The organism is Actinoplanes sp. NPDC024001, from assembly GCF_040638955.1.
In the GTDB taxonomy this organism is placed as follows: domain Bacteria; phylum Actinomycetota; class Actinomycetes; order Mycobacteriales; family Micromonosporaceae; genus Actinoplanes.
The window spans coordinates 37,954-50,128 of sequence record NZ_JBEZZB010000071.1 but is presented as its reverse complement, the minus strand read 5'-3'; the positions used below and the strand labels follow the sequence as shown (position 1 = coordinate 50,128).

Sequence of the window (12,175 nt, the reverse complement as noted above, 5' to 3'; positions counted from 1 at the left end):
CGCATGTCCGCAAAAAGCGCGGACATGCGGCCTCTTCGCATTTCTGCCCCGGGGCCGAGCCCCGGACCCCACGTTGCGGTGCGCGCGGTGGAGTGCGTCGCTTGCGCTCGCATGCTTTTGGTCGCGGTGGGTGCGTTGCTGTGCTGTGTCTTGTGTGAGGAAATCGACGTTACTTGGCGGTAGGTCTGCGGTCGGCTGGGGTGGGGGTGGGGGCTGGGGTTGGTCGGGTGTTTGGGGGAGGGTCAATAGTCTTACGGGTTTCGATGTGTGTACTTACGATCATCTATATTCATGATTCCCTCTGGGTGGCAAAAACCTAGGGGGAGGTACATAGCCGATGTCTGCCCGCCGTCTCGCGGCATTCTGCGCGACCTTGATGGTCGTCACGCTCGCCCCGCTGGCCACCTCGCCGGCACAGGCTGAGCCCGGAGCCATCCCACAGGTCACCGCGGGAGCCGCCCCGCAGCAACGTGGCCTGCCGCCCAACGCCGCCTCGTCGGCCGCCGTCGCGGAGAACGCACGGCCGCCCGTCGTCCCGCCCGGGGTGAGGGCCGGCGCCGAACCGGAGAAGATCAGCGATCAGCGCCTGCGGAGTGCGCAGCGCCTGGCGCCCGGTGAGGCCTTCAAGGATCTGATGCTGCGCCCCGGCTTCGTGGTGGGCGACACGTCGCTGGTGGTCTACTTCAACCTCGCCGACGAGGGGTTCGAGTCCTGGCGGGTCGACCTGTTCGACGTCGACTCCGGCACACGGCAGGAGTCCGTCACGCTCGGCAGGGACGCCCTGGAGACCAGCCGGTGCGAGCAGCCGCGCAAGTACTGCAAGTCGCTCGGCACCGCCGAGGGCTGGCAGCTCGACCCGGCACGCAAGTACTTCGCCACGATCACCGGGCTCTACCCGGACGGTGAGGTCACCTCGGCGGCGTCCGACGAGGCCACGCCGCGGACCACGGTCAACCCGCCGGCCGTGCCGGACCGGCAGGCGGCGGGCTGCGGCTGCAGCACCGCGCTCGGCATGACCGGCGCCAGCCAGGCCATCCGGGCAAACGGCGTGAACACCGGCACCGGCGCCTACACCCGGGCCGAGCAGGACCTGACGCTGAACTCGTTCGCGGTGGGCTTCACCTCCACCCGGGCGTACTCGTCGATCAACACCGGGCCCTCGGCGTTCGGTCCGGGCTGGGCCTGGGCGTACGACATGAAGGTCAGCCCGGGCGAGGGCGGCGTCGTGGTCCGCGCCGAGGACGGCTCGGACACGCTGTTCGCGCAGGACGGCGAGGGGTACGTGCGCCCGCCGGGCGTGCGCTCCACGCTGCGCCGGGCGGGTGACGGCTGGGAGCTGGTCACCCGCAACAACATCGTGTACGCCTTCGACGCGCAGGGCCGGCTCACCTCGATCCTGAACCCGCGCCGGCAGGGCCTGCGGTTCGGTTACGGCACCGACACCATCACGGTCACCGACGCCTCCGGGCACAAGGCCGTGGTGAAGCTCGCCGAGGGCCTGATCCGGTCGATCCACCTGGAGGACGGGCGCTACGTCCAGTACTCGTACACCGACGGCCTGCTCACCAAGGTCCGCGACGCCCGCGGCGAGCCCTGGCAGTACCGCTACGACGCGGCCGCCCGGCTGACCGTGGTGGTCGACCCGTACCGGGTGACCACGGTGACCAACGAGTACGCGGCGAACGGCCGGGTGGCCCGGCAGCTCGACGCGCTCGGCGCGGCCACCACCTTCGAGTGGAACGCCGCCAAGCAGGAGGCCCGGACCGTCGACGCGGACAACGTCGTGGTCTGGGACGGCTACCAGGGCAACGTGCTGCTGCACACCCAGCGCGGCAACGGCGAGACCAGCGTCCACCGGTACGACGGGAAGCTGAACCGCGACCTGGTCGTCAACGGCAACGCCAACCAGCACGAGACCCGGTACGACGCGGCCGGCAACCCGATCGAGCAGTTCGCCCCGCAGCGCCGCTTCAGCGAGAAGACCAGCTACGACGCGCGGAACAACCCGACCAGCCACGTCGACGCCAACGGCGAGAAGTGGACCGACGAGTACAACGAGTTCGACGAGCTGGTCAAGAGCACCGACCCCGAGGGTCACTCGATCACCTACGCGTACGACGAGCGGGGCCGCCCGGTCAGCGTGACCGACCAGCGCGGCAAGGTCACCCGTTACGAGACCGTTCCGGTGGGGGAGCGCAACTCCGGTCTGATCGAGGCGGTGGTCAGCCCGGAGGGCCGGCGCTCGGCCACCCTCTACGACAAGACCGGCCGCTCGATCGTCACCATCGACCCGCGCAAGAACAGCACCAAGTTCACCTATGACGACCAGAACCGGGTCGTTGCCGTGCTGTCGCCGGAGCGGCTCACCCCGGCGGTGTCGGTCTACGACCCGACCGGCCGGCTGGTGCGCAGCACGACCCCGGCGGGGGTCAGCACGAGCTACAGCTACTACCCGACCGGGCAGCTGAAGACGTCCGCCACCGAGCGGGTCACCACGCGGTTGACGTACACCCCGGCGGGGCGCCGCCTCACCTCGGCGGTCGACATGAAGGACCAGCCCGACCTGGTGACCAGCTGGACGTACAACGTCAAGGGCCTGACCGCGACGGTCACCTCGCCGCGCGGCAACCTGCCCGGGGCGAACAAGGCCGACTTCACCACCACGTACGTCTACGACGCGAACGACAACCCGATCCAGATCCGGCGCCCGTACCCGGGTGGCCGGGTGGTGGTCAAGGACATCGCCGTCGACGACCTGGACCGGACCACCTCGACGACCGACGGGCTCGGCAAGAGCTCCTCGTTCGAGCGGGCCAACACCGGCGAGGTCAGGTCGACGACCGACGCGCTGGGCCGCAAGACGTCGATGACCTACGACCGCAACGGGCGGCAGACCGGGATCACCGACTCCGGCGGCGGCCAGACCAAGACCGAGTACGACCCGGCCGGCAACAAGATCAAGCAGATCTCGGCGACCGGCGGCGTCACCACCTACGAGTACGACGACGACAACCTGCTGATCGCGGTCACCGAGCCGAGGGGCAACGTCGCCGGGGCCGACCGGGAGCGGTTCACCACCCACTTCGAGTACGACGCGGCCGGCAACCAGACCAAGGTCATCGACGCGCTGGACAACGAGACCACCTACCGGTACGACGACGCGAACCGGCTGATCGCCACCACCGACGCGAACCGGCACACCACCGTCACCACCTACACCGCGGACGACAAGACCCGGTCGGTGATCGGCCCCGACTCCAAGCTCGGCGCGGGGACGGTCTACGAGTACGGCGTGGACGGTCAGGTCACCGCGGTCTCGGACCCGCGCGGCAACCGGACCCGGATCGACTACGACGAGGCGGGCCGGGTGGTCCGCAGCACCGACCCGCTGGGCCGGACCACCAACCTGACGTACGACGCCGAGAGCAACGTCGTCGGGATGCTCTCGCTGGACCGCCTGGAGGTGCCCTGGCTGATCAGCGACAAGGAGAAGGCCGCGCGCACCGTCGTCGACGAGTACGACATCGTCGGCCGCCGTGTCCAGCGCACTCTCGGCACCAACGGGCCGGTCTACCGGTGGGGCTACGACGCGAAGGACCGGACCACCTCCTACGGCGACCCGCTCGGCGTGCGCGAGGTGGCCTACGACGACGAGGACCAGATCACGACGGTCACCCGCAAGGAGGCGGGCCGGCCGGACGAGACGTTCACGTACGGCTACGACGCCCGCGGCAACGTCACCTCGCGGCAGTACCCGGACGGCACCACCGTCTCCTTCGGCTACGACGCGGACAGCCAGGTCACCGAGCAGACGGCCGGCGCGGCGACCTGGAAGTTCGGGTACGACGTGGCCGGGCGGCGGATCAGCACCACCCTGCCCGGGGCGACCGGCCTGGTGGAGAACCGCTCGTACGACAACGCCGGGCGGCTGACCGCGATCGGCACCGAGCGGACCGGTGACCCGGTTCCCGGCGTGCAGGACCCGGTGTCCCGTTACGACCTGACCCTCGACCCGGTCGGCAACCCGACCCGGGTGATCACCACGCGGGGTGGGGTGGCCGAGTCGGTGGCGTACGCCTACGACGAGGCGGACCGGGTCACCTCGGCCTGTTACGCGGTGGCCAGCTGCACCGACCGGGACGCCAAGCCGGCCGGCCGCATCGACTACGGCTACGACCTGGTCGGCAACCGCACGTTCCAGAAGCGCACCGGCACCGCCGGCAACGACCTCACCACCTACCTGTACGACGACGCCGACCAGCTCATCCTGGAGAAGCTCGTCGGGGCCGCGCACCTGCGGACCACCGCGTACACGTACGACGAGCGCGGCAACCAGACCAGGGCCGGCGGCGACCGGTTCACCTACAACCTGGACAACAGTGTCGCGTCGTCGGTGGCCGGCGACGTGACCACCAACTACCGGTACGGCGCGGACGGGTTGCGGCTGTCCGCCACCCAGACCGGGCCGGACGCCGCCGCCGCGACCCAGCGCTGGTCGTGGGACATGGCCGGCACGCTGCCGCAGATCGCGATCGACACCGTCGAGGAGAACGGCGCGGTCGTCGAGAAGCGCGGCTTCACCTACGGGCCGGACGACGAGCCGCTCGCCCTGCTCGACCAGGCGAACAACGCCCACTCCTACACCCACGACTGGCTCGGCGGCATCGCGAACATGCTGTCCCCGGCCGGCACCCTGGAGGCGGGCTACGACTACGACCCGTTCGGCAGCCCGCGGGTGGGTGAGTCGCTGGCCGGCCAGACGATCCCGGAGGGGGCGAAGCCGGAGAACCCGCTGCAGTTCCACGGCGCGTACCAGGACTCCAGCACCGGCGAGGGCAACTACTTCATGCGGGCCCGCAACTACGACCCGGGCAGCGGGCGGTTCGCCACCCGCGACCCGATGCCGGTGGGCCAGGAGGCGACGTCGTCGTACGTCTACGGCGCGAACAACCCGCTCGCCTTCACCGACCCGACCGGCCTGGCGCCGGAACCGGGCGACACCGGTGCCGGCACCACCCCGCCCGAGGGCACCACGGTCCAGACCGGGCCGTCGCCGGAGGAGATCGCCCGGGCCAACCAGATCCAGTCCAAGAGCACTCTGGACGTGATCCTGGAGGCCGGCGGCCAGATCCTGATGGAGTTCCTGGGGATCAACGACATCCTCAACTGCCTCAAGGGTGACCTGGGCGCCTGCGCCTCGATGATCATCGGAGCGCTGCCCTGGGGGAAGATCTTCAAGGCCAAGAAGATCGCCGAGGCGATCTTCCGCGCCGGCAAGGCCGTCATCACCTTCTTCCAGGAACTGAAGTGGGCGAGGGCGATCATCGCCGGGGCCGAGAAGGCGGCCGAGGCGGCGAAGGCGGCGGCTGCGGCAGCGGCCAAGGCGGCCGCGGAGAAGGCGGCGAAGGCCAAGGCCGCGGCCGAGGCGGCGGCGAAGAAAGCCGCGGCGGAAGCGGCTGCCAAGGCCAAGGCCCAGGCCGCGAAACTCAAGGCGAAGACGAGGAAGGGCGCGGGCGAGGCCAAGGACGGCCCGTCCTGCCGCCGCCGGCACAGCTTCAGCGGGGAGACCCGCGTGCTGATGGCCGACGGCAGCTCCGAGACGATCGCCGAGCTGAAGCCCGGCGACACCGTGATGGCCACCGAACCCACCACCGGGGAGGAGGGTCCGCGGCAGGTCGCGCGCACCATCCGCACCGATGACGACAAGGAGTTCGTCGACGTCACGGTCGGCCGTGGCGAGGAGCTGACGACCACCGCGACGCACCCGTTCTGGTCGGTCACCCGGCAGGACTGGGTCGACGCGGGTGACCTGCGGGTCGGCGAGTCGCTGCGGACCGCGGACGGTCGCCAGGTGCGGGTCAGCGCTCTGCGGTCGTACACCGGCGAGCAGCGCACGTACGACCTCACCGTGGCCGGTCTGCACACGTACTACGTGATCGCCGGCGACGACCCGGTCCTGGTGCACAACGTCGACGAGGACGAGTTCTGCCTGCAGAGCCTCGGGCCCGGCCCGTTCGCCCGGGAGGGCGTGCACACCTCGCGGCGGCGGGTGACCCGGGCGCATCCCGAGTTCCACATCAACAACGAGCACGGCGCCCGGAACGGCTGTCACACCTGTGGCGCGACCGACCCGGGCACCACCAGCGGAAACTGGATCTTCGACCACCAGCCTCCGATCTCGACGGTGGACGGGCCGTACTCGGGGACGGGCTATCCGCACTGCCTCGACTGCCAGCGCAAGCAGGGCGGAATGATGAGCCAGCTCTCCCAGGAGAACTACGACTTCCCGGCCGAGACGCCTCGAATAGGAGGCCTGATCGACGCACGCCATCTCAACCTGATCACCCTGAATTAGGCACGACGGCGCGGGCATGACTCAACGGTCATGCCCGCGCCGCCGGCCGGCGGTTAAGCTGCCGGCGACCGGAGACCGACCACTGTCGAGGAGCGATGCACAGATGTCGACCCAGGGTGTCGTCAACGACGAAGCATTTCTCGGAGGGTTCCGCGCGTTCGCCGGGCACGGCCTTCTGATCTTCCGGGACGTCCGGTCGGAGAACACCCACGCCGGATACAGCGGGGTGGGCGTGCACGTCACCCCGGACTCCCTTTACGTCCCGGTCCAGCACCCGGTCGACGGCCCGGTCGTCGCGGAGGTGTTCGAGGAGGGCGCCGCGGACCTCGCCCTCGGCGCGGTCACCCTCTTCGAGGGGACTGTCTCGTCGCAGCAGGGCGAGTTCGTGCTGCACGACGCGGACGACGCGGTCAGGCTGCGGATCGTCACGGACGAGCCCGGCGAGGCGCAGCTGCGCATCTCGGCCGATGCGGAGTCGTCCCCGGCCGCGGTCCGTTTCCAGCTCTGGTACTAGCCGGCGGGCTTGAGGTGGGCGCCCAGCACCGACAGGTGCGTCTGCCGGGCCTCGGCGTGGCGGGCGCGGCCGGCTGAGGTGACCTGAACGAAGATGCCGCGGCGGTCGAGCTCGCAGTGGGTGCGCTCGACCAGCCCGGCGTTCACCAGCCGGGTGACCGTGCGGGACAGGGCGCTCTGGCTCAGATACATGGTCTCGGCCAGATCCTGCATGCGGCGCTTGTCACAGTCTTGGGTCGTGAGACGGTCGAGAGTCTCGAACTCACTCAGCGTGAGGCCGTGCGACTCCTGCAGGGCGCGCTCCAGATGGCACGCCACCTCGTTGTAGCAGGTCAGCAGCGAACGCCACTGGTCGACGAGGGCCGCTTCCGTGCTCATGCGGGGCATCCTATCCGGACCGAGCGTTGCATGCACGTGAATTGTTTGCACGTGCATCCTATGCGTAGACATTAGATGCGCGTGCATCTAACGTCGCCACGTGACTATCACCGAATCTCCTACCGGATCCGTGACGGGGCGGACCGGCGCTGTCGCGCAGCAGCGCTGGACTCCGCGGCTCTGGGGCGTGCTCGCGGTGCTGTGCGCGGTCCTCTTCCTCGACGGCCTCGACGTGTCCATGGTCGGCGTGGCACTGCCGTCCATCGGCGCCGAACTCGGGCTCTCCACCACGTCACTCCAGTGGATCGTCAACGGTTACGTCCTCGGCTACGGCGGCCTGCTGCTGCTCGGCGGGCGCACCGCCGACCTGCTCGGCCGGCGCCGGGTCTTCCTCATCGCGCTCGGCGTCTTCACCGTGGCCTCGCTGATCGGCGGGCTCGTCGACGACGGCGCCCTGCTCATCGCCACCCGGTTCATCAAGGGCCTGGCCGCCGCGTTCACCGCGCCGACGGCCATGAGCATCCTCACCACGACGTTCCCCGAAGGGCCCGCCCGCAACCGGGCGCTGTCGATCTTCACGGTCTTCGGGGCCAGCGGATACTCGTCCGGCCTCATCCTCGGCGGGCTCCTCACCAGCCTCGGGTGGCGGTGGACCTTCCTCGTACCCGTGCCGCTGGCTCTCGCGGCGCTCGCCGCCGGATACGTGCTCATCCCGCGCGACCGGCCGGCCGCCGGCGGCGGCCACGACCTGATCGGCGCGGTCACCCTGACTGCCGGCATGCTGCTCGCCGTCTACGCCGTGGTGACCGGCCCCGAGCGCGGCCTGCTCGACCCGATGACCATCGGCGTCGCCGTCCTCGCCGTCGCCCTGCTCATCGGCTTCGTCATCGCCGAGAACCGGGTCCGGCACCCGCTGGTCCGCCTCGGGATCTTCCGGGTCGGCTCGATCGTCCGGGCCAACGCCAGCATGATCAGCCTGATGGGCTCCTACGTCAGCTTCCAGTTCATGATGACCCTCTACCTGCAGGACGTCCTGCACTGGGAACCGCTCCGGATGGCGTTGGCGCTGCTCCCCGCCGGCCTGCTGGTCGCGTTCAGCTCGCCGTTCATGGGCCGCCTCATCGACCGTTACGGCACCGCCCCGCTCATCGTCACCGCGATGGTGTCACTCAGCGCCGGATACCTCTGGTTCCTGGCGACCGCCGGCGACCGGCCCGGATATCTGCTCACCATCCTGCCCGCCATGCTGCTCCTCGGCGGCGGCTTCGCGTTCGGCTTCAGCTCGATCATGGCGCAGGCCACCGACGGCATCGACGACTCCGAACAGGGCCTCGCCTCCGGCCTCGTCCAATCATCCGGACAGGTCGGCACCGCCCTCGTGCTCGCCGTCGTCACCGCCCTGGTGGCCACCGCCACCACGGTCGGCGACTTCACCGCCTTCCGGCCCGGCGTCGGACTGGTCACCACGGTCGCCCTGGCAGGGCTCGCGCTCAACCTCGTACCCCTGCTTTTCCGCAGGTCAAAGGCCCGTCACGCCGGAAAAGCCAGGGCGGTGTGAACCCCCGGCGAGCAACGAGCTAAGCTTTACCTACCGACGCGGGGTGGAGCAGCTCGGTAGCTCGCTGGGCTCATAACCCAGAGGTCGCAGGTTCAAATCCTGTCCCCGCTACGAGTCCTTGAGGCCGCATGTCCGCAAAAAGCGCGGACGTGCGGCCTCTTCGCATTTCTACCCCGGGGCCGAGCCCCGGACCCCACGTTGCGGTGCGCGCGGTGGGGTGCGTCGCTTGCGCTCGCAGGCTTTTGGTCGCTGTGGGGTGCGTTGCTTGCGCTCGCATGCTTTTGGTCCCTGTGGGGTGCCTCGCTTGCGCTCGCATGCTTTGGTCGCTGTGGGGTGCGTTGCTTGCGCTCGCAGGCGTTTGGTCGCGGTTGTGGGTTGCTTTCGCTTGCGGGCATTTTTGGTACGGGCTACGGGGTGCTTGGGTCTGAGGGCCGGGTGTGGGTGGCCGTGGCAAAGGCCCTCCGGGGGTGCCGGAGGGCCTTTTGTCGGATGCCGCTGGCCGGTGAACTGTGGCCGATCACGGCGCTGGCCACCGTGTTCGCCAGCCGGCGTGGGGTTGCTCGGTTAGCAGGTGGTGTAGCCCTTGGCGGGATTGGTCCAGCGGCAGGTGTCGATGGTTTTGGTGGGGGTGCGCAGGGTTGCGGTGTCGCCGCCGTTGTTCCAGATGTGTTTGGTTCGGGCCCAGTAGCGGGTGGTGGACGTGTTGGTGCCCTTGCCGGATCGGAGGGTGAGGGTCTTGCCGGCGCCCAGGTTGAGGCTGGGGAAGCGGTAGGAGTTGCCGGCGGCGTCGCGGACGGTCCAGCCGTTCAGGTTGATGGTTTTCTTGGTCTTGTTGGTGAGCCTGGCGTACTCGCCGTTGATGCTCGCGTTCTTCTTGCTGTCGGCGCCGGGGGCGTTGTACTGGACTCGGGTGAACTGGACGGAGCCGGCGGCGGGCGCCGTGGGGGTTGTCGGTGGCTTGGTGGTGGGTGGCTTGGTGGTGGGTGGCGTCGTGGTGGGTGGCTTGGTGGTGGGTGGCGTCGTGGTGACCGGGCCGCTGGTGGCGCCCTCGGGGACTGCGGGGGCGACGTTGGCGGCGGGCACGGGGCCGGCGGCCGGGGACGAGCCGGCGACGGTGGCCGCGACGTTGGATGAGTAGTTGGCGAGGAGCAGGTTGTCGGCCGAGGCGTAGCCGGAGGTGCCCTCGGAGAGGAACGCGCGGTAATAGTGGGTGCCGGCGGGCTGGCCGCTCACCGAGGTGACGAGCTCGGCCCGGTCGTCGGCGTCGCTGGTGCCGTCGGTCACGCCGTTGGCGACCTGGGTCCAGCCGGTGCTGGTGTAACGCTGGATGCTCACCGGGATGCCGGGCTGGTCGGGAGAGGCGCGCACGACGAAGTTGACCGTGCCGGCGGCGCCGGGGGTCGCGGTGAACTCGGAGGCCGAGGCCCGCAGCGGGGCCTTGACGATGCGGGAGTAAAGGTCCTCCGCCTCGACCGAGAAGACGAAACCGGAGTCCATGGTCCGGGTGATCGCCCAGCGGCCGCTGGAGTTGGACCGTACCGTGGTGGGCTTGTCGGTGAAGTACTGCTCGGCCGCTTCGAGGCCGGCCGGGTCGACCACGTCCTTGCCGAAGATGTACGCCCGCTCGTGCAGGGTGACGTCGACGTTCGGGGCGGCGGTGCCGGTCAGCACGATGTCGCCGAAACCGGTGCCGATCGGCGGCACGTCGAACGTCGGCGTGGTGGCCGCTGTGGCCGGGCCGGCGAACTGCAGTCCCCAGGTGGCGACGAGCGCGCCCACGGCTGCACTCACGCCAGTGATGGTTCTCGGTCGCATATCTGGTGGTCCTCCGTCATGGCCCGGCAGAACGGATCGCCGCCGGCTGCAAAAACAGACTGCCCTCCGGGACGGGTCCCGGAGGGCAGTTCTAGCTGTTTGCAGCGAATCAGCAGGAGGTGTAGCCCTTGCCCGCCTTCTTCCACGTGCAGATGTCGATCGTCTTGTTGGCGCTGGTCCGCAGGGTGGCCTTGTCGCCACCGTTGTTCCAGACGTGCTTGGTCTTGCCCCAGTACCGGAGGGTGGACTTGTTGGAGCCCTTACCGGTACGGACGATCACCGAGTTGCCGGCGGCCAGGTAGTAGTTGCTGGTGAACCGGTAGAGGTTGCCGGCCCGGTCCCGGATCGTCCAGCCCTTGAGGTTGATCGCCTTCTTGGTGGTGTTCTTGAGCTTGAAGTACTCGCCGTTGACGCTCTTGTTCTTCCTGGTGTCCTTGCCCGGAGCGTTGTACTGCACCCGGGTGAACTTCACCGAGCCGACGGCCGGAGCCGCCGGGGCTGCCGGCTTCGGCGTGGCCGGTGGCTTCGGCGCGCTCGTCGGTGGCGTGGTGGTCGGCTTGGTCGGCGTACCCGGGTTGGGGTTCGGGTTCGGGTTGGGATTCGGGTTGGGGGGCGGCGCGGAGCTCGTACCCGGCCCCGGGTTGTTGCCACCGCCGGTGCCGGTCACCGTCACGTCGCGTGAGACGGTGTTGCTCAGCATCAGGTTCGCCGGCGTCGCGTACTCCGTGTTGCCCTCCCGGACGACCGCGCGGTAGGTCTGCAGACCGGCAGGCTGGTCCTCCAGGGTCCCGTCGAACTCCGCCTCGGCGTCGCCGTCATCGCCCGGCGGAGTCGGGTCGCCCGCGTAGACCGTGCCGTCGGTGACGCCACTGGCCACCCGGGTCCAGGTGGAGCCGTCCTTCCGCTCGATCGCGACCGGGAACCACGGCTGGTCCGGGTCGGTGCGGACCCGGAAGTCGACCGTGTTGTCACCGCGCGGCGTGAGGGTGAAGTCAGCGGCGACCCGCAGCGGCGCCTTCACGATGTTGGAGAAGAGCCCGTCCGCCTGGACTGCCCAGACGAAGCCGGAGTCCATGAACCGCTGGATCTCCCAGCGGCCGCTGGCGTTCGACTTGACCAGTGTCGGGAGGCCGTAGTCCGGCACGTCGAGCCAGTCCGTGGTCACGTCGTCCAGGTCGACGAACGCGGCCGCCTGCTCCCAGAGCTGCACGTCGGTGTTGGGCGCGGCCGTACCGCTCAGCGTGATCACGCGGGTTCCGGTCGGGATCTCCGGGGTGTTGAACGTCGGCGTCGTCGCAGCGGCGGCCGGTGAAGCTGTTCCCACCAGCGTGGCCGCGATCATCGCGCCCACGGCGGCACTAGCACCGAAAATCGTTTTCGGTCGTCTCTGCATGTGTGGTCCTCCGTCGTGGGGCAGCAACTGACGGTGCCCGCTCAAGGATTGAACGATGACGCTATCGACGATTCATCGTCATGGTCATCGTTCACACAGATCGGCACCATACCCGCTGGTCGGCTATTTGGCGGTCCCGGAAGCGGGGAAGTGATCGAACTTG

At 69.4% G+C, this 12,175-nt stretch carries 6 protein-coding genes and 1 tRNA gene; 4 read left to right on the top strand and 3 right to left on the bottom strand.

Annotation, left to right across the window (positions count from 1 at the left end):
• Window positions 1-337: 337 nt before the first annotated feature.
• Window positions 338-6,355 carry an RHS repeat-associated core domain-containing protein gene (locus AB0F81_RS26410; protein WP_360201394.1) on the top strand — a complete coding sequence of 2,006 codons (6,018 nt, stop codon included), beginning with the start codon at window positions 338-340 and terminating at the stop codon, window positions 6,353-6,355.
• 103 nt (window positions 6,356-6,458) lie between these two features.
• Window positions 6,459-6,869 carry a hypothetical protein gene (locus tag AB0F81_RS26405; RefSeq protein ID WP_360201392.1) on the top strand — a complete coding sequence of 137 codons (411 nt, stop codon included), beginning with the start codon at window positions 6,459-6,461 and terminating at the stop codon, window positions 6,867-6,869.
• Here AB0F81_RS26405 and AB0F81_RS26400 read toward each other — a convergent pair.
• Window positions 6,866-7,246, bottom strand: a complete 381-nt coding sequence (locus tag AB0F81_RS26400) for a MarR family transcriptional regulator (protein ID WP_360201390.1) — start codon at window positions 7,244-7,246, stop codon at window positions 6,866-6,868. The genes AB0F81_RS26405 and AB0F81_RS26400 overlap by 4 nt on opposite strands.
• Before the next feature lie 100 nt (window positions 7,247-7,346).
• On the opposite strand from AB0F81_RS26400, the gene AB0F81_RS26395 reads away from it, so the two are divergent.
• Complete coding sequence (locus tag AB0F81_RS26395) at window positions 7,347-8,804, top strand: MFS transporter (protein ID WP_360201388.1); 1,458 nt, start codon at window positions 7,347-7,349, stop codon at window positions 8,802-8,804.
• 37 nt (window positions 8,805-8,841) lie between these two features.
• Window positions 8,842-8,915: transfer RNA gene (locus AB0F81_RS26390), tRNA-Met, on the top strand.
• A 453-nt stretch (window positions 8,916-9,368) separates the two neighbouring features.
• Here AB0F81_RS26390 and AB0F81_RS26385 read toward each other — a convergent pair.
• A complete protein-coding gene (locus AB0F81_RS26385; protein WP_360201386.1) occupies window positions 9,369-10,595 on the bottom strand; it encodes a lamin tail domain-containing protein in 1,227 nt (408 codons plus the stop codon).
• A 133-nt stretch (window positions 10,596-10,728) separates the two neighbouring features.
• On the bottom strand, window positions 10,729-11,961 hold the full coding sequence (locus AB0F81_RS26380; protein ID WP_360201404.1) for a lamin tail domain-containing protein: 1,233 nt from the start codon (window positions 11,959-11,961) through the stop codon (window positions 10,729-10,731).
• Between the last annotated feature and the right edge of the window lie 214 nt (window positions 11,962-12,175).

Bases quoted from the DNA above. Each gene is read 5' to 3' on its own strand.
- AB0F81_RS26405 (WP_360201392.1), top strand. From the start codon at position 6,459: ATGTCGACCCAGGGTGTCGTCAACGACGAAGCATTTCTCGGAGGGTTC.
- AB0F81_RS26380 (WP_360201404.1), bottom strand. From the start codon at position 11,961: ATGATCGCGGCCACGCTGGTGGGAACAGCTTCACCGGCCGCCGCTGCG.
- AB0F81_RS26400 (WP_360201390.1), bottom strand. From the start codon at position 7,246: ATGAGCACGGAAGCGGCCCTCGTCGACCAGTGGCGTTCGCTGCTGACC.
- AB0F81_RS26410 (WP_360201394.1), top strand. From the start codon at position 338: ATGTCTGCCCGCCGTCTCGCGGCATTCTGCGCGACCTTGATGGTCGTC.